This window comes from Streptomyces sp. NPDC043680, from assembly GCF_056436685.1.
On record NZ_JBWKCE010000001.1, the window covers coordinates 150,474 to 177,437 of the forward strand.

The window sequence follows — 26,964 nt, forward strand, 5'->3', positions numbered from 1 at the left end:
CGACCGTAATCCTTGACGCCGACGTCAAGGCAAGGGAGCGGGGAGGGGGAGGAGCGGGGGCGAAAAGGGAGGCGGCGGAAAAGGGGGGCCGGGTGGGGCCCTCGCCACCCCCGTATGCGAGGGCCCCCGACAGGGATCACGTACGGCCGGGACGTGCGGTTCAGGAGCGGGGGCGGTTCCGTGAAGATCGTGCCGAGGGGTATCGCAACGGATGGCCGGAACCGTACGCTTGGAATTGGATCTAGAAACAATCCGATTACCGGACAGTCGCCGGGAAACCCGCCCAAAGCGCCGAACTCCATAGGACTTTCGTACGAGTTCTGGCCTTGTTTGAACGGTCTGTAGTCGTCACCCCTCGGCCACTCCTACGGTGTGCCCTGTGCACTCCAGCCCTCCCTTCAACGCCCCCGCCGCGCGGCGCCTGCGCGCCGCCCTGGGCATGGCCCCCGGCCATGTCGCCTACGGCCTGCGCGCCCAGTACGGACTGATCGTCGAACCCGAGACCGTCATGGCCTGGGAACGGGGCGAGATCTCGCCGAACTCCGCGGAGCTGACGGCACTCGCCGGCGTCCTCTGGTGCGCCCCCGGCGAACTGCTCGCCGAACCGGTCACCCTGCGGGAACACCGGATCGCCCGGGGCCTGGCCCCCGACGAGCTGGCCCGGCGGATCGGCCTGGAGACGAACGCGTACCAGAAGATGGAGGACACCGGGCGCTGGAAGGGCAACGAGCGGCAGTCCGTGGCCCTGGCGCAGACGCTGGGCCTGACGCTCTCCCAGTTCGTGGCGGCGACCGGCAAGCAGGAGGAGCTCGCCGAGATCCTGCGCAGCGCGGTCACCACCCGCTGGCAGGCGTACGTGAAACCGCTGGCCAAGCTGCTCCCGGTGCCCAAGGCCCACCTGGAGCCGGTGCTGGAGCGGATGCACGGGGACTACCAGGCCAAGATGGTCTCCACCCTGAGCTGGAACAGCACCTCGTTCGAGGCCGGGACGGGCGATGCGGGCCGCGAGTACCTCGCCGACGTCGTCGCCCACTTCTGGTCCCTGGCCTCCGGCGTCGGCTAGGGGGCGTCAGAAGACCGACTCGGCCTCGTACATGCGGTGGTCCGGGACCCTCTTGAGCTCGGTGACCGCCGAGGCCAGCGGGGCCATCACGATGTCGGTGCCGCGCAGCGCCGTCATGTTGCCGAAGTCGCCGCGGTGGACGGCCTCGACGGCGTGCCAGCCGAAGCGGGTGGCGAGGACGCGGTCGTACGCGGTGGGGGTGCCGCCGCGCTGGACGTGGCCCAGGATGACCGGGCGGGCCTCCTTGCCCAGGCGGTGCTCCAGTTCGACGGCGAGGCGGTTGCCGATGCCCGCGAAGCGCTCGTGGCCGTACTGGTCGATCGCGCCCTTCTCGTACGGCATCGAGCCTTCGGCCGGGTGCGCGCCTTCGGCGACGCAGATGACGGCGAACTTCTTGCCGCGGGAGAAGCGTTCCTCCACCATCTTCACCAGGGCGTCCACCTCGAAGGGGCGCTCGGGCAGGCAGATCCCGTGGGCGCCGCCCGCCATGCCGGACTCCAGGGCGATCCAGCCCGCGTGCCGGCCCATGACCTCCACGACCATCACGCGCTGGTGCGACTCGGCGGTGGTCTTGAGGCGGTCGATCGCCTCTGTGGCGACCATGACGGCGGTGTCGAACCCGAAGGTGCGGTCGGTGGAGGAGATGTCGTTGTCGATGGTCTTCGGCACGCCGACGACCGGCATCCCGGCGTCCGACAGCATCCGGGCGGCCGTCAGCGTGCCCTCGCCGCCGATCGGGATCAGCGCGTCGAGGCCGTACCGCTGCGACAGCTCCTGCGCGTGCTCGGCGGCCTCGCTCAGCCGGGCCCGCTCCATCCGGGCTGAACCGAGAATCGTACCGCCGCGGGCCAGAATGCCGCTGACCGCGTTGATGTCGAGGGGGCGGTAATGCCCGTCCAAGAGGCCCTTGAAGCCGTCTTCGAAGCCGATGACCTCATCCCCGTGCCCGACCAGGGCACGGTGTACGACCGACCGGATGACAGCGTTCAGTCCCGGGCAGTCTCCGCCTGCGGTGAGAACTCCGATGCGCATCGTGCTGTGTCTCCTGCTCCTGGTCGTACCGGACCGTCCGCGTGCGGGCGGACAGTCGTACACATGAAGGGCGTATGGGTGAAGCGTGTCCGATTGTTCCACGCGGCCCGGCTGCGGCGCGTGCTGTGCCGCTCGGACGGCGGGGCCTCCCGGCCGTCCGGGGCCGACTTTTCCCGGCGGGCGCCCTATCCCTCCATCGAGGTATTGTCAAGAGGTCAAGCCCACCCACACGGGAGAATCTACTCGCACCTCGTAGATCTCGTGGATCCGCCCGCGGCGCCCAGAGCTGCGCCCAGGCGCAACATGGACGGAGAGCCCGCGTGACGCGCAGCGTGTACGTGACCGGTATCGAGCGGGGGGACGGCCGTCAGGTCGTCGAGCTGGGGATCATGGAGCTGCTGACCCGCCAGACGGGCCGGGTCGGGGTCTACCGGCCGCTCCTGCACGACGCGCCGGACCGGCTCTTCGACCTGCTCAAGGCGCGCTACCGGATCGACCAGGACGCCTCGACCGCGTACGGCATGGAGTACGGCGAGGCCTCCGCCGTCCTGGCCGAGAAGGGCACCGACGAGCTCGTCTCGCGGCTGGTCGACCGCTACCACCGGGTCGCCCGTGACTACGAGGTCATGCTCGTCCTCGGCACCGACTACGCCGAGACGAACCTCCCCGACGAGCTGGCGCTGAACGCCCGCCTCGCCAACGAGCTGGGCGCGGTCGTCGTACCCGTCGTCGGCGGGACGAAGCGCCCCGCCGAGGCCGTGCGCTCCGAGGCCCGCAACGCCTACCGCGCGTACGAGAGCCTGGGCTGCCACGTCGTGGCCATGGCCGTCAACCGGGTGGCCGCCGAGGACCGTGCGGACATAGCCGAGCGGCTGGCCGCCCGCCTCCCGGTCCCCTGCTACGTGCTGCCGGACGACAAGTCGCTCTCCGCCCCCACCGTCGCCCAGATCACCCGCGCGCTCGGCGGCGAGGTGCTCCTCGGCGACGAGGCCGGGCTGGCCCGCGACGCCCTGGACTTCGTCTTCGGCGGCGCCATGCTGCCGAACTTCCTGAACGCCCTGACGCCCGGCTGCCTGGTCGTCACCCCCGGGGACCGCGCCGACCTGGTCGTCGGGGCGCTGGCCGCGCACGCGTCCGGCACCCCGCCGATCGCCGGGGTGCTGCTGACCCTGAACGAGCGCCCGGCGCCGCACGTCCTGACGATGGCCTCGAAGCTGGCGCCCGGCACCCCGGTGGTCTCGGTGGCCGGCAACAGCTTCCCGACCGCCGCCGAGCTCTTCGCGCTGCAGAGCCGGCTGAACTCCGCGACCCCGCGCAAGCTGGAAACGGCGCTCGGTCTGTTCGAGCGGCACGTGGACACCGCCGAGCTGCGGGACCTGCTCTCGGTGGCCCGCTCGGAGCGGGTGACCCCGATGATGTTCGAGCACGAGCTGCTGGAGCGGGCCCGCGCCGAGCGCCGCCGGGTGGTCCTGCCCGAGGGCGCCGAGGAGCGGGTACTGCGGGCCGCGGACGTGGTGCTGCGCCGGGGGGTGTGCGACCTGACGCTGCTGGGCGAGGAGCAGGCGATCCTGAAGAAGGCCGCCGACCTGGGCGTCGACATCTCGGGCGCGCAGCTGATCGATCCGGCGACCTCCCCTCTGCGGGAACGTTTCGCCGAGTTCTACGCCCAGGTTCGCGCCCACAAGGGCATGACCGTCGAGCTGGCCAACGACGTGGTCACCGACGCGAACTACTTCGGCACGCTGATGGTCCAGGAGGGCCTGGCCGACGGCATGGTCTCCGGCTCGGTGCACTCCACCGCCGCGACCATCCGCCCGGCCTTCGAAATCATCAAGACGAAGCCGGAGGCCTCCATCGTCTCGTCCGTCTTCTTCATGTGCCTGGCCGACCGGGTCCTCGTCTACGGGGACTGCGCGGTCAACCCGGACCCCGACGCCGAGCAGCTCGCCGACATCGCCGTGCAGTCCGCGGCCACGGCGGCCGCCTTCGGCGTCGAGCCGCGGATCGCGATGCTCTCGTACTCGACCGGCACCTCGGGCAGCGGCGCGGACGTGGACAAGGTCCGCAAGGCCACCGAGATCGTCCGCGCCCGGCATCCGGAGCTGCTGATCGAGGGTCCCATCCAGTACGACGCCGCCGTCGAGCCCTCGGTCGCCGCGACGAAGCTGCCGGGCTCCGACGTGGCCGGCCGGGCGAGCGTGCTGATCTTCCCCGACCTCAACACCGGCAACAACACGTACAAGGCCGTGCAGCGCTCGGCGGGCGCCGTCGCGGTCGGCCCGGTGCTCCAGGGTCTGCGCAAGCCCGTCAACGACCTCTCGCGCGGCGCCCTGGTCCAGGACATCGTCACCACCGTGGCGATCACCGCGATCCAGGCGCAGGGCGCGCCGGCCCCCACCGCCTGAGCCCCGACCCACCCGGCCTCCCCCACCCGACCTCCTCCACCGACCGCCAAAGGAATGAACCCCCTCGTGACCGCATCGCGCGTACTCGTCCTCAACTCCGGCTCCTCGTCGGTGAAGTACCAGCTGCTCGACATGGTGGACTCCTCCCGCCTCGCCGTCGGCCTCGTGGAGCGCATCGGCGAGCAGACCTCGCGGCTGGTGCACGAGCCGCTGGCCGGGCCCGGCGCCACGGGCGGCACGCGGGAGCAGACGGGGCCGATCGCCGACCACGAGGCGGCGCTGAAGGCCGTCGCGGCGGAGCTCGCCGCCGACGGGATGGGCCTGGACTCCCCCGAACTGGCGGCCGTGGGCCACCGGGTGGTGCACGGGGGGACCCGCTTCACCCGGCCCACGGTGGTCGACGAGGAGGTGCTGGCGGAGATCCGGAACCTGATCCCGCTGGCCCCGCTGCACAATCCGGCGAACGTCACCGGCATCGAGGTGGCGCGCTCGCTGCGCGCGGACCTCCCGCAGGTGGCCGTCTTCGACACGGCCTTCCACGCGACGGTGCCGGAGTACGCGGCGCGGTACGCGATCGACGCGGCGACCGCGCAGAAGTACGCCGTCCGGCGGTACGGCTTCCACGGCACCTCCCACGCCTACGTCTCCCGGGCCGCGGCCGCCCTGCTCGGCAAGACGGCGGCGGACGTGAACGTGATCGTGCTGCACCTGGGCAACGGGGCCTCCGCCTCGGCCGTGCGGGGCGGGGTGTGCGTGGAGACCTCCATGGGCCTGACCCCGCTGGAGGGCCTGGTCATGGGGACCCGCTCCGGCGACGTGGATCCGGCGGTCGTCTTCCACCTGGCGCGGGTGGGCGGCCTCTCGGTGGATGAGATCGATTCGCTCCTGAACAAGAAGAGCGGTCTGCTGGGCCTGTGCGGCGACAACGACATGCGCGAGGTGTTGCGGCGTGCGGGCGAGGGCGACGAGTCGGCGCGGCTCGCCTTCGACGCGTACATCCACCGCCTCAAGAAGTACATCGGCGCCTACTCGGCGGTGCTCGGGCGGGTGGACGCCGTGGTGTTCACGGCCGGGGTGGGCGAGAACGCCCACCAGGTCCGGGAAGCTGCCGTCGCGGGGCTCGCGGAGCTGGGCCTGACGCTGGACGCCCAGGCCAATGCCGTGCGCTCGGCCGAGCCGCGGCTGATCTCCGCCGCGGGCTCCCGGGTGGCCGTGGCCGTGGTCCCGACGGATGAGGAACTGGAGATCGCCACCCAGGCGTACGCGTTGGTTACCCGGTAGTCACTTGGACTTTCCACCAGACGGAATATTCCGCTACGAAACAAACGGATAGGATCCGCTTCATGCGCCGTTCCAAAATCGTCTGCACGCTGGGCCCCGCCGTCGACTCGTATGAGCAGCTGAAAGCACTCATCGAGGCAGGCATGAACGTGGCCCGATTCAACTTCAGCCACGGGTCCCAGGCAGAACACCAGGAGCGGTACGACCGCGTCCGGCAGGTCTCCGCGGACACCGGGCGTGCCGTCGGTGTCCTCGCCGACCTCCAGGGTCCCAAGATCCGTCTGGAGACCTTCGCCGAAGGCCCCGTCGAGCTGGTGCGCGGTGACGAGTTCACCATCACCACCGAGGACGTCCCGGGCGACAAGTCCGTCTGCGGCACCACCTACAAGGGCCTGCCGGGGGATGTCGCCAAGGGCGACCAGATCCTGATCAACGACGGCAACGTCGAGCTGCGGGTGACCGAGGTCGACGGCCCGCGGGTCAAGACCATCGTCATCGAGGGCGGTGTCATCTCGGACCACAAGGGCATCAACCTGCCCGGTGCCGCCGTGAACGTCCCCGCCCTGTCGGAGAAGGACGTCGACGACCTCCGCTTCGCCCTGCGGATGGGCTGCGACATGGTCGCCTTGTCCTTCGTCCGCGACGCCAACGACGTCAAGGACGTCCACAAGGTCATGGACGAGGAGGGCCGCCGGGTCCCCGTCATCGCCAAGGTCGAGAAGCCGCAGGCCGTCGAGAACATGGCGGCCGTGGTCGACGCCTTCGACGCGGTCATGGTGGCCCGCGGCGACCTGGCCGTCGAGTACCCGCTCGAAAAGGTCCCGATGGTCCAGAAGCGGCTCATCGAGATGTGCCGCCGCAACGCCAAGCCGGTGATCGTCGCGACCCAGATGATGGAGTCGATGATCACCAACTCCCGCCCGACCCGCGCGGAGGCGTCCGATGTCGCCAACGCGATCCTCGACGGCGCCGACGCGGTCATGCTGTCGGCCGAGTCCTCGGTCGGCGCCTACCCGATCGAGACCGTCAAGACGATGTCGAAGATCGTCGCCGCGGCCGAGGAGGAGCTCCTGTCCAAGGGCCTCCAGCCGCTGGTCCCGGGCAAGAAGCCCCGTACCCAGGGCGGCTCCGTGGCCCGCGCGGCCTGCGAGATCGCCGACTTCCTCGGCGGCAAGGCGCTGATCGCCTTCACCCAGTCGGGGGACACGGCCCGCCGGCTCTCGCGCTACCGCGTGCAGCAGCCGATCCTGGCCTTCACCACCGACCAGAACACCCGCAACCAGCTCACTCTGAGCTGGGGCGTGGACTCGTACATCGTCCCGCACGTGGACACCACGGACGCGATGGTCGACCTGGTCGACGGCGAGCTGCTCAAGCTGGGCCGCTACAACGCGGGCGACACCATGGTCATCACCGCCGGCTCGCCCCCCGGCGTCCCGGGCACCACGAACATGGTCCGCGTCCACCACCTGGGCGGCACCGCCGGCGCCTGACCGCGCCCTGCCGACCCGTACTCTGCCGCACAGAGACCGAGGGCGGCACCCGGACCCCTTACAGGATCCGGGTGCCGCCCTCGGGCTGTTCCGGCCGCCGCTCAGGCGGGATCAGTCACGCCGGACGTTGAAATCGCCGTCCTCCACGACCTCCTTCTCCAGCCCCAGAAGCGTCGCGAGTGCCCGGTAGGCCTCGACTCGCTCGGGGTCGATCACCACGGAATAGGACTTGAGCACCCGCAGCAGCAGCCGGAACCCGAGATCGGGATCGACCTCGGTGACGACCCGGCGCATCGCCGGAACCACGCCGGACACCGCTGCGTAGGCGTGCCCGGCCGTGGCCGACTCCAGGTCCTGGGCCACCAACGCGATCTCACCCAGCACCGCTTCCCCGAGCCCACGAGCGGGTGGCGGATCCACCGGGGCGGGCGCGTTCCCGACGTTCCAGGTGATGCGGTACTCGGCGATCTCCTCGATCCAGGTGAGCCACTGGCGTCCCTCGATGCCGCAGGCCTCCAGGTCGAAGTCACCGAACGTCCCCGCCCGCCACAGCACGGACAGCTCCGGGCCCGGCAGGTCCGAGGCCAACAGCCGCCTGGCGTCGTCCAGCAGCTGATGGGCGAACGCGCCCTCCTCACGGTCTGCGAACGACCACACGGTGGCGAGGGCGATGGACATCCTGTTCGTCAGGGGATAGTGGAACGTTTTCATCAGGCAGCTGAGCCCGATGTCCGAGCCGAGCCGGCGGTGGTGGTGGTGGTCCTGGTTCACCCATGTGTCCTTTACTGCGGGTAGCTCGTGTATACGACGTATCCGCCCGGATGCTTTCCGCCGGGGCCCTTCTGATTCGGCACCATCTTGATCTGGATGAACACCTCGTTCCCGACCGGGGTCGAAACGAGGGTCGGATTGCCGTTGCTGTCCAGCGGGCCCTTGGCCCACTTCTTGCCCAGGGAACCCTTGTCCTTCAGCGTCCATTTGATCGGGTAGAGGTCGAAGCGGGGGTCGAAGGGCTTGTTCGCCTTCCGCTTCTTGTCCAGCCACTTCTGCAGCGCGTCCTTGTTGCCCGGGACCGCGCTCCACTCCTCGAAGGCCTGCCGAACGGAGGCAACAGCGGTGGCCTGGTCGGTCCACTCGGTGGCAGAACCCTTCTCCAGCTTCGCCAGAATCTTCGCCCGATCCAGATCGACATGGTCCCCCAGGGTGTGGGCACCCGAAACACCCTCGTCATTGACGATGTCCAGGCAGTTGTGGACGAGTACGTCCACGGGCTCCGGGCCCTGGGCCTGCACGAAGAAGGTGTGCAGGCCGTCGACGGTGAGGTCGAACACCTCCACGGGGGTGATGTTCCCGCGATCGCCCAGGGCGGTGATCGCCTGCTCCCGGCCCTGCGGATCCCACAGCCGGTCGTACGCTTCCAGATCAGAGGCGTAGGTCCAGCCACGACCCACGACGAACAACCGGTGACCCGCCGTGGTGCTCAGACGGCTGCCGTCGGCCAGGGTGATGTCGATCAGCCGGCCGGTGTCGTGCCGGAAGGCGGCGGTCACCGGCTGCGGCCTCACCGTCCCCGCCAGGGTGTCGCCCGCCATCACCAGGTCGCCGACCCGCACCGACCCGATCGTCTTGTGCGAACCGTCCGCCATGAGTACGGGTACCGATGCGGGGAAGCTGTTCCGCTTGCACGAGCTGAACAGCCGCTGGGACACCTCGATCTCGTTTTCGAGAGCGGCGATCGCGCTCGGGTCCATCTCGGCCTTCTTGGCCAGCGCCCTGGCGTCCTCCAGACCCACGCCGTTCCTCATGACGGCCCGGTAGGCCAGCATCGAGTCCATGATGAGTTCGAGGCGCTTGTTCTTGATCCCCATGATCATGTCGATCTTCACCGCTATGCAGGCCTGCACATCGCCCTTGTAGCAGTTGACGAAGTCGTCCGTGACCATGTGCCAGAGGGTCTTCAGGAACACCTTGTCGAAGATCTTGGCCAGCTCCCACCTGCTGAAGTAGACGTCCTTGTAGTACGCCTGCAGGCCCAGGTTCTCGACGTAGATCCAGGTCACGTACTCGGCCGGGCAGTTGGCCTCGGTCACGTTCTCCGGGGCCGCGGGGTCGGTGCACATGTAGAAGTCGACGGTAAGGTTGTAGGTCAGCTTGAACGTCACCGTGCAGCCGTCGAAGCCGATCTCCAGGACGCACTTGTTCTGGTCCACCGGCTCTCCGACCGGTTCGATCGTGTTGCGCGCGAACACACCCTTCTGGCCGGTCACGCCGCCCGAGGCGATGGCATCGCGGCTCTTCTGGTTCTCCGCGCGGGTTGCCGCGTCCTGCGCCTCCTTCGCCGCTTCCTGGGCCCGGGTCGCCGCCGCCTCCGCCGTGGTGGCGTCGGTCTCGGCCTTGGTCGCGACCGTGTTCGCGGTGGCCGCGTCGGCCTCCGCCGCCGTGGCCGCCTTACGGGCCGAGGCGGCATCGCGCTCCGCGTCCGTGGCCGCGGAATCGGCGGCTGACGCGTAGGTTCCGGCCGTATTGGCCGCGGTCTGGGCCGCCGCGGCGTCCTTCGTGGCCTGCCGGTTGTACTCGACTGTCCTGGTCTCGGCGGCCTTCGCCGCCTGCGCCGATGCCGCCGCCGCATTGGCCGAGCTCTGCGCGGCCTGCGCCGACTTGGCCGCCTTGGCCGCCCAGTCCGCCGCTTGCAGCGCGGCCTCCGCCGCCGCCTTCGCGTCCGCGTCCGCCTGCTCGGCGAGCTTCTTCGCTTCGGCCGCAGCCTTGCCGGCCTGGTCCGCCTTGGCCTGGGCCACCGCGGCCTGCTGCTGCGCCGCCGTCTTCGCGGCCTGGCCGGTCAGCACGGCCAGACCCGCCGAGGCATCGGTCTCCTTGTACGGAGAACCCAGCTCGATGGCATCGTTGGCCGGCTTGATCACCTGCATGGCCGACTCACTGGCGGCCATGGCCGCCTGCGCCGTCGAGAAGGCGAATCCGGCCGTACGGATGGATTCGGCTCCGGCCGCCACCGCTTCACTGCGGGCCACCGTGGCATCCGTCTTGGCCTTCTCCGCCTTCTGATGGGCGGTCTCCGCCTGCGACTTCGCGGTGATCGCGTTCCACTTGGCCGCGTCCGACGCATCGATGGCCTCGGCTGCCGCCGCGTGCGCCGTCCTGACGGCGGCCTCAGTGACCGCCACGTCCCTCTTGGCCCCGTCGGCCGCCGCCTGGGCGCGCTTGGCCGCCCCTTGGGCACGGGTGGCCGCCGCTCTCGCGTTGGTCGCGGCCTCGGTCGCCGCGTTCGCCTCGGCCCGTGCGGCCGTGGCCGCCGTGCCCGCGTTGTCGGCCGCGGTACGCGCGGCGGTCGCCGCGGTACGGGAGCCTTCAGCCGCCTCCGTGCCCTCGTCCGCGGCAGCCTTTGACTCCTTGGCATAGGCCTTGGCTTCCAGGGCGTCGCGCTGCTGTTCCGCGTCGACTGCGTTGTTCCGGGCCGTCACGGCCTTCTTCTCGGCGTCGACCGCTGCCTTCATCTTGTTCTCGGCGGTGGTTCCTGCGGTCTGCGCCGCGGCCAACAGGTTCCCCGCCTCGGTCCGCTGGGTCTGGGCCCTCGATTCCGCCGTCGCGGCCTTCGCCCGCTCCGATTCGGCGAGTTCCTTCTGCGACTTGGCGTAGTCCCGCTCGGCCTCGGCCTTCTCCCGCTTGGCCTTCGCGTCCTGGGCCGCGGTCTTGGCCTCCTTTTCCGCGTTCTCCGCCTTGACCTGAGCCGTCTTCGCCTTCACGGCGTTCTCGGCGGCCTTCACCGCCTGCGCCGCAGCGCCCTCCGCCGAGGCCTTCGCCTGAGCAGCGGCCTCTTCGGCGGCCTTGCGCCGGAACTCCGCCTTCGAGGCGTGCGCTTGCGTCATGGCCAGCGAGTTCAAGGTCTTGCTGTCGGCCGCCGAGGCACGCGTCGCGTTCAGCGCGGTCTCGGTGGCCTTCGCCGCCGCCTGGGCAGCGGCTGCCGATGCCTTGGTGACCTGCGCCGCCTGCTGGCCGTAGAGCAGACCCCGGCCGCGCGGGAGTCCCGCCTGGTCGGCGACGGCGTACGCGGAGGTCTGCGCGGCCGTCACCTTGTCGGCCTGCGCCTGGGCATCCTGGGCCGCGCGCGAGGCCACGTAGAGCCGCCCGGTCGCGCGGGCCTGGGCCTGTTCGATCCCCGTGCGGGCCTTGGTGAACTCGCTCGCCGGCGGCCGTCCGCTGCCTGCCGGAACCTTGAGGAAGTGTGCCTCCCAGTCGGTCAGCCGACTCGCGATCATGGACTGGCCGAGTGCCTCGGCCATGGCCTGTGCGGTGATCTGCAGGTCCTTGGAAGCGGCCTGCTCGGCACCGAGGATGGTGTCCCGCTGCGTGCGCTGGCCCGTGATCTCGGACTGCCACTCCTGGGAAGCGACCGCCACCTCAGCGGTCAGGACCTTGTGCGGATCGACCGGGTTGCTGGTCTCACAGGACGCGAAACGCGCCTTGAGCTGCTCGACGTCGATCCGGAACTCCATCGAGTCCGGCGCGGGAGCGCTGGTGGGGAAACCGCCGTTCTGCAGGAAGATCCGTGCGTCGTCGGCGTACATGGGATGCGAGCGCTGCATGTCCCATTCCCACGCCTTGCGGTCCTCGTAGGATCCCGAGGGGTAGTACCGCGACGTCGCGATCTTCGTGACCGCATCGACGGATTCCTTGCCGGCAACCGGGTGCTGGTCCACGTAGAAGTCGCTCTGCCCCTGCCAGTGGCGGGCTGCGATCCAATCGGTGAACCCCGTGGCGGTGAAGATCGTCGGGTCGTTCGGCGGCCACTGGAATCCCGTGATCGTGTAGCCCGGCGGGACGTCGTTCATGTAGAGCGAGGCCTGCCATGCCTTGCCGCGCTCGTCCATCTCGGCGAACTTGGCATTCGCGGCGGCATGGTCCTTGTCGTACGCGGTCGACAGTGGCGTGCCGTCCCAGTAGTTGCGCGCCGCGGCGGCCAGCAGCTCGGGTTCGGTTCCGTTGAGTCCCGTGCGGGCGACGGCCTTCATGTCCCCGCCCCCCTTGCGCAGGACGTTGCCCAGCAGGCACTGGGCCTCGCGGACCTTCTGGGCCGCCTCCAGGTCGAACGGAGCGGGCTCGTCGGCGGTGGCAGCCGCGCGCAGGGTGTCGATGGGCTGCACGCCGCTGCTGGTGAAGGTGACGGCCGCGGCGGTGGCCACGGCCGTGGTGGTCAGGAAGCGCGTCCAGTTGCCGAAACGACGGCGTCTGGGCGTCTGTGCGTTCTGGCGCATACCCGTATCAGCCGTTCTGCTCAGAAGAGGACGTCGAAGGCGGCCCAGCCCGAGGTGCCGATCTGCACCCGGGGGGCGAAGGGGGCGGCGGCATTGCCGGTGCCCTTGAACAGCCACAGCGCGCCGGCGGTATCGGCCGCGATCAGGTCGGTCTTGCCGTCGCCGTCGGTGTCACCGGCGGAGGCGAGCGTCTTGTACGCCTGCCAGCCGGTGCCCGCGGCGTACCGCGTGCCGACCACGGCGTCCACCGTGGCCGCGCCCGTACCCGCATAGATGTTGAGCGTGCCGTCGCCGAAGCGGGCGAGGAGGTCGGCCTTGCCGTCGCCCGTGTAGTCGCCGCGGCCCACGAGCGTCATTCCGTTCCACCCGGTGCCGACCCTGATCCGGGTCGCGAGGGTACCGTCGGGTTTGCCCTGGTAGAGCCACAGGGTGCCGGAGGCGTCCCGGCCGACCAGGTCCGGGTCGGCGGAACCGCCCATGTTCCCCACGGAGACGATCGTGTCGTAGATGTCCCAGCCACCGCCTACGACCTTGGTGTCGTTGCCGTGCTCGGCGGTGTAGTAAAGCGTCCCGGCCGCGCGGTGGTAGAGGTCGTTGGCCCTGCCGCCCTCCGAGACGTTGGCCTGGACGAGTGCGGTCGCCTCGCCGAAGCCGCCGCCGAGTTCGTAGGCGGACTTCAGGCCGCCCGTACCGTTCGCCTCGTACGCCCGCAGCTTGCCGGTGCTCGCGTTGCGCGCGAGGAGCGGGAACGTCTTCAGAGCCGGGCCCGAGGATTGGGCGCCTACGGAGCCGGCGTTGGCGGCCCGGCCCGACCAGAGCGGCGGTGCCACGCCGGACACCCCCGCCGCGACGGCGGCCAACACCAGGCCGATCGCACAGATCACCGCCCGGCGTACCGAGCGGTTCATGGATTGCAGCATCGAGTTGTGGTTCCTCACAGGGATCACGAGCGGCGGGCGTGCCACAGGCACACCGAAGAGCTCGGAATTCCCCCCTGAGACAGCCGACGCACCGCATTCGTCAGCGGTACGTTCACGCTACTCGAACGCGTAACTCCCGTGAAGATCAGCCGAGTTGAATGTCCAAAAGTAAGTGGCCCGCCCCTCGGACCGAGGGACGGGCCACCGGAAGACAAGCCGGTTCACCTGGGATGATGCTCCCTACTCCGGCGGGCCGATGTAGTTCTTGAGGCCCGGGACGGTCAGGGTGCCGCCGAACTGGCCGGCCTGGACGACCTTGACGTTCGTGAAGAACGCGAACGGTACGTTCAGGGGCGGCGGGCTGTTCGGGCTGAACTCGATCGGGATCAGGCCGAAGAGGTTCCCCTTGAGGCTCTCGGTGTACATCGTCACCGTCGCCCCGCGGATCTTGGAGGTGGAACCCGGGCGGGACTTCAGGTGGGCGACGTTCCCGCTCTTGCCGACCGTCTGGTAGAGGTCCTTGATGTCCAGCGAGTCGGCCGTGAACTTCAGGACCTTCTTGGTCTTGCCGCCCGCCGTCTTCACCTCGACGATGCCGTGGTAGTCCAGGCCGTAGAGGGTCAGCTTCGAGCTGTCGAGGTACCAGGGCTCGTCCGGCAGGAGCGGGATGCCCCGTTCCAGCTCGGCGTCGGCCAGTGCCTTGGCGTCGTAGGTCGGGCAGGGGAAGGGTTCCTTCCCGTTCGCGTCCTTCGTCTCCCCCGGCTTGGCGGCGCCCGTCTCGTCCTTCGGGTTCGTCGCGGTGTCCTTGACGTCCTGGGAGAGCTCGGAGACGTCGACCCCGGCCTTCTTCGCCGCCTCGCGGATCGCGTCCGCGGCCGGGTCCGGGGCGGGCTTCGCCGGCGCGGGCGTGGTCGTGGAGGGCTTCGGAGGCGTGGTGGGCGTGGACGTCTTGGCGGGGGTGGGCGTCGGGGTGGCCGACGGCTGCGCGGGCTGGAGCGGCTTGGTGAGCGGGTCCAGCAGCCCCTTGAGCGTGTCTCCCACGCCCAGCGGGTCCAGCGGGTTCGTGGTTTTGGAGGGCGTCGGCGCGGCGGCCGGGGCCTTGGGGACCGTCTGTTGCGCACCGGCGGCTGCCGCCGAGCTGCTGGCGGACGGCTTCGGTGCCGGCGGGGTGACGCCGGGCTTGGGGGCGGTGGACGCACCGGGCGAGGGGGCGGCGGTGGCCGACGAGCTCGGCGAGGGCGTCTTCGAGGGGCTCGGGGAGGCCGACTCCGTGGGGCCGTCGGACCGGGTCACGCACGGTCCGGGCGCGAAGGGGATCTCCTGGTCGTCGGCCATGGCCAGCTTCGGCGCCATGCCCATCCCGACGAAGACCGCGGTCGGCATGGCCGCCAGTGCCATCGTCTTGCCGACGGGTATCTGGATCTTGTTCAGCAGCGACTTCCGGGGCGCGGCGTGCCGCGGACCCCTTCTTTCACGGGACTCCGCGCTCGGGGCCACGCCCGGCTGCGTCTCGTCACCCCGCACTGTTCCTCCCGCCATCGGCGTGGGCAGTCGTCTCGCTCGCGTAGGCCGTTTCCGTGCCGCGGGGCGCCGGGATGCCCTGGGGGCCGCCCGTCATCGCCTCTGCCTTGCCCAGGTCGCCGGCCGCGGGATCCGTCTCGTCCACCGGGGTACCGGGGGCCCACGCGAGGGCGAGGCCGCCGCCGATCATGGCGCAGGTGAAGCCGATGAAGAAGCCACCGAGGTTGGACACCGGCAGGGACACCAGGGCCAGCAGGATGGAGGCGACACCGGCGAAGACCCGGATTCCCTGCTGGAACCAGAGGGCCAGCCCCAGGGTGATGAGCAGGATGCCGATGATCAGCGAGCCGGAGCCGGCCGTCGTCGCCATCGCGAGGGTGATATTGCCCAGCCGGAGGTCCGCGTACGGGAAGTACGCGATAGGGAAGCCACTGAAGAGCGTGAACAGCCCTGCCCAGAAGGGACGGCGACCGCGCCAGGCGTAGAAGTGGTAGTACACCACGGTGAGCCAAGCGTCATCCGAGCGGCGAACGTAGACCGGGGCCTGGGGGTTCATGGACTACAGCTCCCTGGAAACGGTGGTACGGAGAAATCTGTGGAGCCCGGACGGGTGGCCGACGGCTGCCGCCGCCCACCCGTCCGGTGACATATCGGGACTGATCAGTCCTTGATGTCCTCGTAGCAGGGCTGGTCGCCACCGAGCAGGCGCAGCTTCAGGTCGGGCAGCTTGAAGGTGCCCGCCGTCGTCGCCCACGCCTTCTGGCGCACGTTCGTCAGGATCGCCTTGTCGGCGCGCTGCGAGAACGCGTAGGGGCTCGCGACCGTACCGGCCTGCGGCTTGGTCTTGTGGCTCGCGTCGCCCACGGCGACACCGATGTCCAGGTTGGTGAAAGTGGCGTCGGTGTCGAGCTCCGCAACATCCAGGTAGATGTTGTCGGCGACGGCCGGCTTGCCCTTGTTGCCCGTGCGCAGCTGCAGCGTGATGTTGCCGAGCGGCGTCGGGGTCACCAGCGACTGGCACATGTTGGTGATCTCGGCGTGGCTGAACCCGGAGATGGTGACCGGGTGGTGCGCCGCGTTGCCCTTGAGGTCGTGCCCCTCGGCGATACCGCCGTACTGAATGAGGTTGTCACCGTCAAGCTTGTCGGCACGGACCTTGAAGTCCTGGCCGGAAACTGCGAACGACGCCGCGAGGGCACCCTGCGCCAGACCCACACCGACCGCGGCGGTGGCCGCGATGCTCGGCACCATGACGAGCGCGAAGCGCTTCCATCTGGTCCCGCCACGAACCTGAGAACTCATTTCGTTCCTCCTTCTCGGACGTACATCTCCGGTCCGGGCCGTGCCCGTCCTGGGATGGGAGAAGTGCTACGTCCTCGGGAAGGAGCGCAGGCGGCCGAGCCGCGGCCGAGCCGCGTCCGGTACACCGGCGTTCACCCCCGAGCGACAACCACTGGGTCACGCGTTCGCGCAACCAGGAGGACAGGCTCCGCCGGTGCGGCGAAGACCCCCCTGTCCTGCGGCCGGTGCCACTGCCACCGGCCGGCCCGGTGGGGACCCTCCACCGCGGCTCCGGACGAGCGGCTCTGCGGGAAGGACCGAGCGTCGCCGATCGTGGTCCATTCCAGGCCGGGGCACAAGGGGGGTCGTTACTGGCGGGTAACGGCAAGATAACCGGGGTACGACCCCTCGCCGTCGGGCGGCGACACAGGGTGTCACCCAAGGCCACGACAGAGCGGTTGATTCAGGAACACACCGGACAGTTCACAGGGTTCCGTTTACTGCGAGTAACAGCAGCCGCAATTGCCAAGTTTTGGCAAAGTGCGGCCGCTGTTTATCTCCGTGTCAACAAATCGCCGCTCCTGCGGCGGCCCTCCGGAAGGGCTCCGGCGGCGCCCTAGAAGAGCACCCGCGCGAGGGCCGTGCGCGCCGCCGCGACCCGGGGATCGTCCGCCCCGATGACCTCGAACAGCTCCAGCAGCCGCACCCGGACCGCGTCCCGGTCGGCGCCCGCCGTCACGCGGACCGTGTCGACCAGGCGCCCGAAGGCGTCCTCGACGTGCCCGCCGACCAGGTCCAGGTCCGCCGCGGCGATCTGGGCCGCCGGGTCCTTCGGGTTCTCGGCGGCCGCGGTGCGCACCGTCTGCGGGTTCATGTCCTTCACGCGGGCGAGCAGCTCGGCCTGCGCGAGCCCGAGCTTCGCCTCGGTGTTCGCCGGGTCGTCGGCGAGGACGTTCTTGTACGCCTGCATCGCGCCGCCCAGGTCACCGGCGTCCAGTGCCACGACGGCCGCCTCCAGCAGCGCGTCGTACGGACCGGCCGGGACGGCGGTTTCGGCAGCGGCGCCGCCCGCGGCGCCGGGCGCGGCATCCGGGTCGACCGCGAGGCCGATGATGCCGAAGCGGTCCTCGGCGACCTGGACCAGCTGGGCGAGGGTCGCGCGGATCTCCTGCTCGGGCGCCACACCCTGGAACAGCGGGAGCACCTGCCCCGCGACCACGGCGAAGACGGCCGGAATGCCCTGGATGCCGAACTGCTGCATCAGCATCTGGTTGGCGTCGACATCGACCTTGGCCAGGACGAGGCGGCCGTTCGCCTCGACGGTCAGCCGCTCCAGCAACGGGCTGAGCTGCTTGCACGGCTGGCACCACTCGGCCCAGAAGTCCAGGACGACCGGAACCTCGGCGGACAGCTGGATGACATCGCTTTCAAAGCCGGCCTCGTCTACGTCGATCACGAGCGCGGACGGGGGCACGGCACCCGCGGAGGCGGGTGCGCCGCCCTGGGAGGCCTGCCGCGCCGCTTCGGCGCGCGCCTGCTCGGCCTTCGCCTTGGCCTCGCCGGCCGCCTTCACCGCGGCGAGGTCGACGACGCCGCTCATGGACATGTTTCTGGGCTGCATGCGTACATCCTCCCCCCTGTGCGCGCGCCGACGAAAAGGATCGGCCCATTTCCCCCTGTGGCGCCGGGTCCCCACCTGGCGCCGGTAGCTCTTCGCGTGGTTGCCGCTCTTACGCTACGAGCCGTAGCGTAACTCCCCGCGGCGGCGCGCGCTCCGTGATCTGAAGCACAGCGGGCAGTTCGGCTACCGACGGGTATGGTCTCGGCCATGCGCAGCCCCAGCTCCTCGACCGGCCGCACCGGCCGCCCCCGCAGTGCCGCCGCGGACGCGGCGATCCTCGCCGCGACGCGGGACGCACTGGTCGAGCTGGGCTGGTCGAAGTTGACCATGGGCGATGTCTCGGCCCGCGCCGGGGTCGCGAAAACGACCCTCTACCGGCGGTGGGCCGGCAAGAACGAGCTGGTCGTGGACGCGGTCGCGGAGCTCTTCGACTCCCTCGAACTCCCCGACCGGGGTTCGCTCGAAGCCGACGTCGAGGACGTGGTCCTGCAGTTCGCGGAGCTCCTGCGCCGGCCGGAGGCCCGTACGGCGCTGATGGCGGTCGTGGCCGAATCCACTCGCGACGAAGCACTGCGCGACCGGATCCGGTCGGCCATCGTGGATCGGCAAAAACGTCTCGTCGTACTGGGGCGCGAGCGGGCCCAGGCTCGCGGCGAACTCCCGTACGAGGAGGACGAGGCGATCGCCTGCCGCACCACCGACCTGATCTTCGACGTGATCGCGGGGACGGTGGTACACCGGGCGCTGGTCAGCTCGGAGCCGGTGGACGCGCTGTGGGTGGCGACCTTCACCTCCCTGCTGATGCACGGCCTGCGCGGCCCCGCCGCCGCCTGAAGCGGCCGACGGATACTCCCTGGTCCCCCGGGCGCACCGGATGCACCGAGGCCGGCCAACGGCCGTCCCCTCGGGGGCGGACCGCGACCGGCCTCGGGCGCGTCGGACGGGGACTAGAAGCCCGGGGGCTCCGTGTAGGTGCCCCACTCGTCCCGGAGCGCATTGCAGATCTCGCCGAGCGTGGCCTCCGCCCGGACCGCGTCCAGCATGGCCGGAATCATGTTCGACCCGTCGCGGGCGGCGTCCAGCATGGCCTTGAGCGAGGCCGACACCTTCGCGTCGTCGCGTCGCGCCTTGCGCTCCCCCAGCTCGCGCACCTGCACGCGCTCGACCTCGTGGCTGACGCGCAGGATCTCCAGGTCGCCGGTAACCGAGCCGTGGTGGACGTTGACGCCGACGACGCGCTTGTCGCCCTTCTCCAGCGCCCGCTGGTAGGCGAAGGCCGACTCGGCGATCTCGCCGGTGAACCAGCCGTCCTCGATGCCGCGCAGGATGCCCGAGGTGATCGGCCCGATCGGGTGCTGCCCGTCGGGGTGGGCGCGCAGCCCGCGCTCCTTGATCTGCTCGAAGATCTTCTCGGCGTCGGCCTCGATGCGGTCGGTGAGCTGCTCGACGTACCAGGAACCGCCCAGCGGGTCGGCCACGTTGGCCACGCCGGTCTCCTCCATCAGCACCTGCTGCGTGCGCAGGGCGATCTCGGCCGCCTGCTCGCTCGGCAGCGCGAGGGTCTCGTCGAGGGCGTTGGTGTGCAGCGAGTTGGTCCCGCCGAGGACGGCCGCGAGGGCCTCGACGGCGGTGCGCACCACGTTGTTGTACGGCTGCTGCGCCGTCAGCGAGACTCCGGCGGTCTGCGTGTGGAAGCGCAGCCACATCGACTTCTCGCTCTTGGCCCCGTACACCTCCTTCATCCAGCGCGCCCAGATCCGGCGCGCGGCACGGAACTTGGCGATCTCCTCGAAGAAGTCCAGGTGTGCGTCGAAGAAGAAGGAGAGGCCGGGCGCGAAGACGTCGACGTCCATCCCGCGGGAGAGCCCGAGCTCCACGTACCCGAAACCGTCGGCGAGGGTGTACGCCAGCTCCTGCGCGGCCGTCGCCCCGGCCTCGCGGATGTGGTAGCCGGAGACCGACAGCGGCTTGTACGCCGGGATGCCGGTGGCGCAGTACTCCATGAGGTCGCCGATGAGGCGCAGGTGCGGCTCGGGTTCGAAGAGCCACTCCTTCTGGGCGATGTACTCCTTGAAGATGTCCGTCTGCAGCGTGCCGTTGAGCACGGCCGGGTCCACGCCCTGGCGTTCGGCGGCGACGAGGTACATGCAGAAGGCGGGCACGGCGGGGCCCGAGATGGTCATCGAGGTGGTCACGTCGCCGAGCGGGATGTCCTTGAACAGGACCTCCATGTCGGCGGCGGAGTCTATGGCGACCCCGCAGTGGCCGACCTCGCCGAGGGAGCGGGGGTCGTCGGAGTCGCGCCCCATGAGGGTCGGCATGTCGAAGGCCACCGAGAGCCCGCCGCCGCCGGCGGCCAGGATCATCTTGTAGCGCTCGTTGGTCTGCTCGGCGTTCCCGAAGCCGGCGAACTGCCGGATGGTCCAGGTGCGCCCCCGGTAGCCCGTCGCGTGCAGACCGCGGGTGTACGGGTACTCCCCCGGCCAGCCGATGCGCTCGAACCCCTCGTACGCGTCGCCGGGCCGGGGCCCGTAGACCGGATCGACGGCATCGCCGGAGAGCGTGGTGAAGTCGGCCTCGCGCTTGCGGGCCTTGTCATAACGGGCCTGCCAGCGACGGCGGCCCTCCTCGATGGCGTCAGCGTCCATACCCACGAATTTACTAGGACGTCCTAGTAAATGTCGATGGGAAACCCCGGGGAGTCTTCCCCGGGGACCTCCGGCGGAGTATCAGGCGCCGACGCCCGCGGCGGCCGGGGCGTCGGCGACCAGCGGCTCGACCTCGGCGCGGACCTGGCGCTCGACGAAGAAGGCGGCCAGCGGGATGGTCCCGCTGAGCATGACCCACAGCATCTTGCCGAAGGACCACTTCGCCTTGGAGCTCAGGTCGAAGGCGAAGACCAGGTAGATCATGAACAGGACGCCGTGCACCTGCGAGACCACGAGGGTCAGGTCGGCGCCGACGTCGAAGCCGTACTTCGCCACCATGCAGGAACAGAGGATCAGGAGCATGACCGCGGTCACATAGGCCATGGCGCGGTAGCGGGTCAGCACGCTTCGTTTCATGGATACGAGCGTAACCGCCCGGAAAACCCCCGCGGACGCGGGGAGCGGCCCGTCACCCCGTACGGCGTGAGCGCGCGCGGGTCACCCCCACGGCGGCCGGGAGCATAGCCGGACCCGGCCGCGGGCTCACTGCTCCTCGAAGTCCGCGGCGGCCACCCGCAGGGGGCGCAGCAGCGCGAAGATCTCCTGGCATTCCTCGGCGTCGTAGGCGCCCAGGCCGAAGTCGATCGCCATCAGGTCCTTGGTCGCCGCCTCGACGACCTCGCGGCCCTTGTCCGTGATGGACGCGAGCGTGCCGCGCCCGTCGTTCGGGTTCGGCCGCTTGGCCACCAGCCCCGCCTTCGCCAGCCGGTCCACCGTGTTCGTCACGGACGTCGGGTGGACCATGAGCCGCTCGCCGATCTTCGACATCGGCAGCTCGCCGGCCTTGGAGAAGGTGAGCAGCACGAGCGCCTCGTACCGGGCGAAGGTCAGCCCGTACGGCTTGACCACCGCGTCGACCTCGCCCAGCAGGATCTGGTGCGCACGCATGATCGACGTGATGGCGGCCATCGAGGGCACCGGCCCCCAACGCCGCTGCCAGAGCTCGTCGGCGCGGGCGATGGGGTCGAAGGACAGGCTGAGCGGCTTGGACACGCTTCCGACCCTACCGGGCGGTCATTTGGCCGCGGGGCCCGTCTCATTCCTCGGTCCTCGCTCCGCGTTCTCGCGGCCCGCGGAGCGTAGGGCGGCGAGGAGCAGGACGACCACCGCCGTGCCGACGACGGCGGCTCCGGTGACGACCGTGTGGACAGGGGCGAACTCGGCGGCGAGGCCGGCCAGGGCCATGCCGACCCCCTGGAAGGTCATCAGACCGGTGCTCAGCAGGGTCATGGCCCGGCCGCGCAGCGCCTCCGGGACGGCGTCCACGTACCACTGGTCGAGCCCCAGGCCGTACGCGTGCGCCAGCCCGGCGAGCAGCAGCGCCGCCAGGACGACCGGCACCGGGGGCCGGACGGCGAACACGAGCAGGGGCAGCAGGGCGACGGGGGCGAGCCGGGCCACCAGCCGGGAACGGGCCCGCGCGCTGAGCACCGAACCGGCCCACAGTTCACCCGCGATGGTGCCGACGGGCAGGGCGCACATCATCACCCCCAGGGCAGCGGTGCCCGCGCCGATGCCGTCGGCGTACGGGGCGAGCAGGGCCTCCGGTGCGATGAAGAAGACGGGCGGCAGCCAGCACAGCAGCGTGAGCACCCGCAGCCGGCGCCCGGCGAGCACGGCGCGCAGCCCCGCGAGCGGCGAGGTCCGCGCGGCGGCGGCGCGGGCGGGCCGGGCCCGGGTGCCGAAGCGCAGCAACACGGCCGAGCCGAGGAACCCGGCGGCGGTCAGCCCGATCGCCGCGCGCGGCGCGAGGACGGTGAGCAGCAGCCCGCCGAGCCCGAAGCCGATCAGCTGGGCGCTCTGGGCCACCATGCGCATCAGCGAGCGCCCCAGCACGAACGCCTCGCCGGGGCCGAGGATGTCGGCCAGGGAGGCGGCCCGGGTGCCCTGGAACAGCGGCGCCACGAAAGCCATCGCGCACCGCAGCGCGAGGAGCCCCGCGACGGGGGTGGCGGGCAGGACCATCGCGGCCGCGCAAGTGGCGCACAGCAGGTCGCAGCCGACGAGGACCCGGCGGGCGGGGCGGCGGTCGGCGATCCCGGCGAGGAGGGTCCCGCCGAGGGCGTAGGGGAGGAAGCCGAGCGCGAAGGTGAGCGCGCTCATCAGGGGCGAGCCGGTGGTGCGGAAGACGAGGACGGTCAGGGAGATCTCGGCGACCACGGTGCCGAGGACGGACAGCAGGTGGGCGGCGAAGACGGGTCGGAACTCCCGGACCCGGAAGACGGAGCGGTAGCCGCGGGCCGCGGCGTCGTGGACGAGGGCCATGCCGCTCACCCTGGCGGGTCCCGGGCGGCGCCGGTAAAGATTCGTCACAGCCCGAATCACCGGCCGGCGGCCGGCGGGGCAGCGACCGACGGGCTGCGGACAGCGGGCCTGGGGAAGAGTCCGGGAAAGGTCCGGGAAGGGTCCGGGGAAAGGGGGGCACGGCCGCATGGGGTTCCACTTCCGCTTCGGGGCGGACGACCTGCTGCGCTGCCGGTTCGGCGTCTCGCCGCGCTGGGAGACGCAGGAGGCCGTACGGACGCTGCTCCGCCCGGCCCGGCACGTCTACCACCTGCCGTGGTTGCGGCAGATCAGGGCGGCGGCCGACGGGTTGGACCTGCGCCCGCTGTGGCTGCTGATGCCGCGTGCCGGCCACAATCCGGACTTCCTGAGCCCGCCTCCGGTCGGGCCCTACGTCACCATCGAGGAGGAACTGGCGCGGGTGCGGGCCGCGGCCGCCGTCCCCGACGCGGTGGGCGAGGACCTGCGCCGGGCCCTGGTCTGCACCCCGGGCGCGGCGCAGAGCGCGATCGGGGAGCGGATGCTCGCGGATCCGGCGCGGGCCGTACGGGAGTTGGCGGACCTGTACGAGCAGGCCTGGCAGGCGCTGGTCGCCCCGCACTGGCCGCGGCTGCGGGCCCTGCTGGAGGCGGACATCCTCTTCCACTCGCGGCGGCTGGCCGCGGGCGGGCTGGAGGCGCTGTTCGACGGCCTCCACCCGGATCTGCGGTGGCACGGCAGCACGCTCACCATCCGGCGCCCGGGGCACCACGACCGCTCGCTCGACGGACAGGGCCTGCTGCTCATGCCGAGTGCGTTCGTCTGGCCGCAGGTGGTCGGCGGGTACGACCCTCCGTGGCAGCCGACCCTGGTGTATCCGGCGCGCGGGATCGGAGCGCTGTGGACGGCGCCCGAGGGGCCGGCCCCGCCGGCGCTGGCCCGGCTGCTGGGCCGGGCCCGGGCGGAGGTGCTGTGCGCGCTGCACGAGCCGGCCTCGACGACGGCACTGGCCCACCGGCTGGGGCTGGCGCCCGCCACGGTCTCCGCACATCTGAAGGCCCTGCACGGTGCGGGCCTGCTGGTCTCGGCCCGGCACGGCCACCAGGTGCTCTACGAGCGCACCCCCGTGGGCATCGCGCTGACCACGGGCTCGGTGCCGTAGCAGCCGGGCGCCCGGCCGCCCCGGTGTCGCGGGCTGACGGTGTGTGACCGCCGTGTCACGATGTCACGGTCCGCGCCAACCGGTCCGCGGCACCATCCCTTCGCCCCGAGGAAGCCGGATGCCAGGCCGACGCCGCCACCGTCCCAGCCCCCTCACCACCACCCTCACCGGTATCGCGCTGCTGCTCGCCGCGGGGGCCGCCTGCACCCCTGCGCCCTCGACTCCGGAGCCCGCCCCTCCGCGCGCGCCGGCCGAGGCCCCGGCGCAGGCGGCGCCGGCGGAGTCGCCGTTCTGGGTGGACCCGCAGAGCGACGCCGCCCGGCAGGTCGCGGCCTGGGAGGCCCAGGGCCGCAACGGCGACGCCCAGTTGCTGCGCCGGATCTCGGAGCGGCCCATGGCCCTGTGGGTACCGGGCGGGGATCCCGGGCCGGAGATCCGCCGGGCCGCGCGGAGCGCCGCGGCGGCCGGCCGGACCCTGGTGCTCACCGCCTACAACATCCCCCACCGGGACTGCGGGCAGCACTCCGCGGGCGGAGCGGCCGACGCCGTCGCCTACCGCAAGTGGATCGGCGCCTTCGCCGACGGCGTCGGCGCGGCCAGGGCCGTGGTGATCCTGGAACCGGACGCCGTCCCCCACGTCGTGGACGGCTGCACCCGACCCGACCGCCACGAGGAGCGGCTGCGCCTCCTCGCGGAGGCCGTGACCCGGCTGAAGAAGAACCGGAACACCAAGGTCTACCTCGACGCCGGGAACCCGGCCTGGGTCCCGGATCCGGCCAAGCTGGTCGAACCCCTCCGCAGGGCGGGGCTCGACCGCGCCGACGGCTTCTCGCTCAACGTCTCCAACTTCCAGCCCGACGCGGCGGGCCGGGCGTACGGCGCCGCGCTCTCCAAGGCCGCGCACGGCAAGCACTTCGTCCTCGACACCAGCCGCAACGGCGCGGGCCCGCTCGCGGGGCACGGGCAGGAGGCCTGGTGCAATCCGCCGGGCCGGGCGCTCGGCGTCCCGCCGACCGACCGGACGGGCGACCCGCTCGTCGACGCGTACCTGTGGATCAAGCGGCCCGGCGAGTCCGACGGGCCCTGCCGCGGCGGTCCGTCGGCCGGCACCTGGTGGCCGGACTACGCCCTCGGCCTCGCCCGCCGCGCCAAGGAGTGAGGCGGCCGGGGCGGGGCGCGGGCCGCCGGGGCTACCACGGCCGGGGCTTCGCCGCGGGCCTGCTCGCAGGCTCGACCGCAGGCCTGGCCGCAGGCTCCGCCGCGGGCTCGGGTGCAGGCTCCGGTGCCGGCGCCCGTACCCGGAGCCACTTCGCCTCCGAGGGCGTCCCGTCGGCGTCGGTCACGAACGGCATGTACCAGCCCGGCGGCACCGGCGTCGGATCCCGCGGCACCTCCACCGTGACCGTGCCGGCCGTCTTCGTCAGTCCGAGCGCGACCGACCGCTGCTCCCGTCGGTGGTGTATGTGACCGCGCTCGGCCGCATCAGCCGGGCCCGCTCGATCCGCTCGGGGTGCGCCGCCTCGAAGGTCGCCCGCCCGTCCTCGCCGAACTCCTGCGGCCCCGCGCCCAGTACGGGACGCCGCGCCGGATCCCGGTACAGGTACGGCGGCCGGTACACCTCCAGCCGGTGCTCGAACTTCCCCAGCCTGGTGTTGTCCTTGTCCGCGAAGAGCGGGTCGGAGCCGAAGGTGGCCACCCGCCCGTCGGGCAGCAGCAGCGCCTCCGAGTGGTAGTTGCGGCCGACCGCCGGGTCGGCCGCGGCCCTGAAGGAGCCGGTGCGCGGGTAGTAGAACTGCGCCTTGCGGATGTCGCTGGCGCCCCGCACTCCTCGGAGCCCGACCAGCCCCCACGACCCGTACTGCAATCTTGTAGCTGGACTGCCCGATCTTGTACGCGTGGTACCTCTCCTGCGCGAACGTCAGCGCGGCCGGGGCGTTGAGCGCCGCCAGCACCACCACGGCCCCGGTGCCCAGAACGGTGTTCTTGAACTGCTTCGAAGGCCGGTGGGGCATGGGTCGGCTCCCTCCCGTGGTCGTGGCGAACGCCGGCTCCGGCTCCTCGCCCGGCCCGTGGGGACGCCCGAGGCCCAGGCGCGCCCGCGCCGGGGCGCGGCGGCCGCGCAGCAGGCCCGCGCCCCACACGGCCACGGGCGCGAGGGGATCAGCAGGGCGAGCACCGCCCAGGCGTGCATGGCCGCGTGGGTGTGGCCGAGGCGGGCCGATGAGGCCGGAGAGACCGCGAGGACGGCGGCCCAGCCACACGTCGAGCGGTCCGTCGTGCCGCAGCTCCACCGCGGCGCGGAGGGTGTCGCGCGCCATCGTGAGCGGCTCTTTGCCGGGGACGTACGGCGTCAGGAAGGCGACTTCGTACCGGGTTGGGGCGGTACGGGCACGGGGTCGCGGGCCGCCATCGTGGTGTGGGCCACGGAGACGACGTGGACGAGCATGAACAGCACACAGGTGGCCCTCCACCGGGGACACCTTGGAGGTGCTCACCCCTGAGCACATGAGCCGGCGAGCGGGGAAGCAGCACGCCGAGGGGCGGGCAGCACCCGGAGAACGCCGCCCTTGGCCCGGCGTAATACGCGTCATACACAACGTTTGTGGCCAAGACCAGGATCAGCATCAGCCTTGAGGAGCACCAGGCCGACCGCATCAGGCGACACGCCGAGCGTGCCGGCCTGGATGTCTCCGCATACCTCGTCCACGCGGCAACACGGCAGATGGCCGAGACCGAGGCCATAGAGGATCAATTCGCGGGCGTTGACGCCATCATCGCAGCGGCCGAGGCCGAGGCTGCCGGCGTCCCTCCGGAGGCCGTTCCGCCGGCCGGCGAGTTGACCGCACAGGAGCAACGGGAGGTCGAATCCGCCCTCGACCTCGTCTATGGGCCGGATCGAGCCGGTGCCCGCCCCGGAGAGGCCGCGTGAATGCAAGGGTCCCTGTCTA

At 71.2% G+C, this 26,964-nt stretch carries 20 protein-coding genes and 2 pseudogenes; 8 read left to right on the forward strand and 14 right to left on the reverse strand.

What is annotated here, in order from left to right:
• Positions 1-370 precede the first annotated feature (370 nt).
• Positions 371-1,063 carry a helix-turn-helix domain-containing protein gene (locus tag AC0666_RS00625; protein ID WP_468963341.1) on the forward strand — a complete coding sequence of 231 codons (693 nt, stop codon included), beginning with the start codon at positions 371-373 and terminating at the stop codon, positions 1,061-1,063.
• Positions 1,064-1,069: 6 nt separating this feature from the next.
• On the opposite strand, the gene AC0666_RS00630 is transcribed toward AC0666_RS00625, so the two are convergent.
• On the reverse strand, positions 1,070-2,095 hold the full coding sequence (locus tag AC0666_RS00630; protein ID WP_361714981.1) for an ATP-dependent 6-phosphofructokinase: 1,026 nt from the start codon (positions 2,093-2,095) through the stop codon (positions 1,070-1,072).
• A gap of 320 nt (positions 2,096-2,415) precedes the next feature.
• On the opposite strand from AC0666_RS00630, the gene pta reads away from it, so the two are divergent.
• From pta to pyk, 3 genes are all read left to right on the forward strand, one after another.
• Positions 2,416-4,500 carry a phosphate acetyltransferase gene (gene pta, locus AC0666_RS00635; RefSeq protein WP_468581363.1) on the forward strand — a complete coding sequence of 695 codons (2,085 nt, stop codon included), beginning with the start codon at positions 2,416-2,418 and terminating at the stop codon, positions 4,498-4,500.
• 66 nt (positions 4,501-4,566) lie between these two features.
• Positions 4,567-5,781: an acetate/propionate family kinase gene (locus tag AC0666_RS00640; RefSeq protein ID WP_468963339.1), complete on the forward strand. Its 1,215-nt coding sequence runs from the start codon at positions 4,567-4,569 to the stop codon at positions 5,779-5,781.
• 62 nt (positions 5,782-5,843) lie between these two features.
• Positions 5,844-7,274, forward strand: a complete 1,431-nt coding sequence (pyk, locus tag AC0666_RS00645) for a pyruvate kinase (RefSeq protein ID WP_468581366.1) — start codon at positions 5,844-5,846, stop codon at positions 7,272-7,274.
• A 111-nt stretch (positions 7,275-7,385) separates the two neighbouring features.
• Here pyk and AC0666_RS00650 read toward each other — a convergent pair whose 3' ends face one another.
• From AC0666_RS00650 to AC0666_RS00680, 7 genes are all read right to left on the reverse strand, one after another.
• Positions 7,386-8,045 carry a hypothetical protein gene (locus AC0666_RS00650; protein ID WP_469154184.1) on the reverse strand — a complete coding sequence of 220 codons (660 nt, stop codon included), beginning with the start codon at positions 8,043-8,045 and terminating at the stop codon, positions 7,386-7,388.
• Between the two features lie 11 nt (positions 8,046-8,056).
• On the reverse strand, positions 8,057-12,541 hold the full coding sequence (locus AC0666_RS00655) for a polymorphic toxin-type HINT domain-containing protein (RefSeq protein ID WP_478706856.1): 4,485 nt from the start codon (positions 12,539-12,541) through the stop codon (positions 8,057-8,059).
• A 20-nt stretch (positions 12,542-12,561) separates the two neighbouring features.
• Positions 12,562-13,461, reverse strand: coding sequence for an FG-GAP repeat domain-containing protein (locus tag AC0666_RS00660; protein ID WP_478706857.1), 900 nt, complete (start codon positions 13,459-13,461; stop codon positions 12,562-12,564).
• A gap of 240 nt (positions 13,462-13,701) precedes the next feature.
• A complete protein-coding gene (locus tag AC0666_RS00665; RefSeq protein ID WP_468963335.1) occupies positions 13,702-14,985 on the reverse strand; it encodes a hypothetical protein in 1,284 nt (427 codons plus the stop codon).
• A complete protein-coding gene (locus AC0666_RS00670) occupies positions 14,975-15,538 on the reverse strand; it encodes a DUF6114 domain-containing protein (protein WP_468581370.1) in 564 nt (187 codons plus the stop codon). The genes AC0666_RS00665 and AC0666_RS00670 overlap by 11 nt, the downstream gene beginning before the upstream one ends.
• Positions 15,539-15,642: 104 nt before the next feature.
• A complete protein-coding gene (locus AC0666_RS00675) occupies positions 15,643-16,284 on the reverse strand; it encodes a DUF6230 family protein (protein WP_468581371.1) in 642 nt (213 codons plus the stop codon).
• A gap of 595 nt (positions 16,285-16,879) precedes the next feature.
• Positions 16,880-17,884 (reverse strand): tetratricopeptide repeat protein, encoded by a 1,005-nt coding sequence (locus AC0666_RS00680; protein WP_478706858.1) that lies wholly within the window; start codon positions 17,882-17,884, stop codon positions 16,880-16,882.
• 207 nt (positions 17,885-18,091) lie between these two features.
• Between AC0666_RS00680 and AC0666_RS00685 the strand changes: the two genes are divergently transcribed.
• Positions 18,092-18,718, forward strand: coding sequence for a TetR/AcrR family transcriptional regulator (locus AC0666_RS00685; RefSeq protein WP_468581373.1), 627 nt, complete (start codon positions 18,092-18,094; stop codon positions 18,716-18,718).
• A 113-nt stretch (positions 18,719-18,831) separates the two neighbouring features.
• Here the strand turns inward: AC0666_RS00685 and AC0666_RS00690 are convergent, their stop codons facing one another.
• The 4 genes from AC0666_RS00690 to AC0666_RS00705 form a co-directional block, all read right to left on the reverse strand.
• Positions 18,832-20,532 (reverse strand): coenzyme B12-dependent isobutyryl-CoA mutase large subunit, encoded by a 1,701-nt coding sequence (locus tag AC0666_RS00690; RefSeq protein WP_361714952.1) that lies wholly within the window; start codon positions 20,530-20,532, stop codon positions 18,832-18,834.
• Positions 20,533-20,613: 81 nt separating this feature from the next.
• Positions 20,614-20,949: a DUF3817 domain-containing protein gene (locus AC0666_RS00695; RefSeq protein WP_478706859.1), complete on the reverse strand. Its 336-nt coding sequence runs from the start codon at positions 20,947-20,949 to the stop codon at positions 20,614-20,616.
• Between the two features lie 126 nt (positions 20,950-21,075).
• Entirely contained in the window at positions 21,076-21,585 is a 510-nt protein-coding gene (locus AC0666_RS00700) for a MarR family winged helix-turn-helix transcriptional regulator (protein ID WP_468581375.1), read from the reverse strand.
• Between the two features lie 21 nt (positions 21,586-21,606).
• Entirely contained in the window at positions 21,607-22,857 is a 1,251-nt protein-coding gene (locus tag AC0666_RS00705) for an MFS transporter (protein ID WP_468963333.1), read from the reverse strand.
• 166 nt (positions 22,858-23,023) lie between these two features.
• Here AC0666_RS00705 and AC0666_RS00710 point away from each other — a divergent pair, with 166 nt between their 5' ends.
• Positions 23,024-24,016: an ArsR/SmtB family transcription factor gene (locus AC0666_RS00710; protein ID WP_468581378.1), complete on the forward strand. Its 993-nt coding sequence runs from the start codon at positions 23,024-23,026 to the stop codon at positions 24,014-24,016.
• A 118-nt stretch (positions 24,017-24,134) separates the two neighbouring features.
• Positions 24,135-25,175, forward strand: coding sequence for a glycoside hydrolase family 6 protein (locus tag AC0666_RS00715; protein WP_468963331.1), 1,041 nt, complete (start codon positions 24,135-24,137; stop codon positions 25,173-25,175).
• A gap of 136 nt (positions 25,176-25,311) precedes the next feature.
• Here AC0666_RS00715 and AC0666_RS00720 read toward each other — a convergent pair.
• Both AC0666_RS00720 and AC0666_RS00725 read right to left on the reverse strand, forming a co-directional pair.
• A pseudogene (locus tag AC0666_RS00720) lies at positions 25,312-25,838 on the reverse strand (galactose oxidase early set domain-containing protein); the annotation flags it as partial.
• A 430-nt stretch (positions 25,839-26,268) separates the two neighbouring features.
• Positions 26,269-26,468: pseudogene (locus AC0666_RS00725) on the reverse strand (glycosyl transferase); the annotation flags it as partial.
• Between the two features lie 150 nt (positions 26,469-26,618).
• On the opposite strand from AC0666_RS00725, the gene AC0666_RS00730 reads away from it, so the two are divergent.
• Positions 26,619-26,945, forward strand: a complete 327-nt coding sequence (locus AC0666_RS00730; protein ID WP_478706860.1) for a hypothetical protein — start codon at positions 26,619-26,621, stop codon at positions 26,943-26,945.
• Positions 26,946-26,964 lie beyond the last annotated feature (19 nt).

What these genes read in the sequence shown, in the direction of transcription:
- AC0666_RS00675 (WP_468581371.1), bottom strand. Translation starts at nt 16,284, where the DNA reads ATGAGTTCTCAGGTTCGTGGCGGGACCAGATGGAAGCGCTTCGCGCTC.
- AC0666_RS00715 (WP_468963331.1), top strand. Translation starts at nt 24,135, where the DNA reads ATGCCAGGCCGACGCCGCCACCGTCCCAGCCCCCTCACCACCACCCTC.
- pyk (WP_468581366.1), top strand. Translation starts at nt 5,844, where the DNA reads ATGCGCCGTTCCAAAATCGTCTGCACGCTGGGCCCCGCCGTCGACTCG.
- AC0666_RS00655 (WP_478706856.1), bottom strand. Translation starts at nt 12,541, where the DNA reads ATGCGCCAGAACGCACAGACGCCCAGACGCCGTCGTTTCGGCAACTGG.
- AC0666_RS00710 (WP_468581378.1), top strand. Translation starts at nt 23,024, where the DNA reads ATGGGGTTCCACTTCCGCTTCGGGGCGGACGACCTGCTGCGCTGCCGG.
- AC0666_RS00680 (WP_478706858.1), bottom strand. Translation starts at nt 17,884, where the DNA reads ATGCAGCCCAGAAACATGTCCATGAGCGGCGTCGTCGACCTCGCCGCG.
- AC0666_RS00660 (WP_478706857.1), bottom strand. Translation starts at nt 13,461, where the DNA reads ATGCTGCAATCCATGAACCGCTCGGTACGCCGGGCGGTGATCTGTGCG.
- AC0666_RS00630 (WP_361714981.1), bottom strand. Translation starts at nt 2,095, where the DNA reads ATGCGCATCGGAGTTCTCACCGCAGGCGGAGACTGCCCGGGACTGAAC.
- AC0666_RS00705 (WP_468963333.1), bottom strand. Translation starts at nt 22,857, where the DNA reads ATGGCCCTCGTCCACGACGCCGCGGCCCGCGGCTACCGCTCCGTCTTC.
- AC0666_RS00695 (WP_478706859.1), bottom strand. Translation starts at nt 20,949, where the DNA reads ATGAAACGAAGCGTGCTGACCCGCTACCGCGCCATGGCCTATGTGACC.
- AC0666_RS00690 (WP_361714952.1), bottom strand. Translation starts at nt 20,532, where the DNA reads ATGGACGCTGACGCCATCGAGGAGGGCCGCCGTCGCTGGCAGGCCCGT.
- AC0666_RS00685 (WP_468581373.1), top strand. Translation starts at nt 18,092, where the DNA reads ATGCGCAGCCCCAGCTCCTCGACCGGCCGCACCGGCCGCCCCCGCAGT.
- AC0666_RS00670 (WP_468581370.1), bottom strand. Translation starts at nt 15,538, where the DNA reads ATGAACCCCCAGGCCCCGGTCTACGTTCGCCGCTCGGATGACGCTTGG.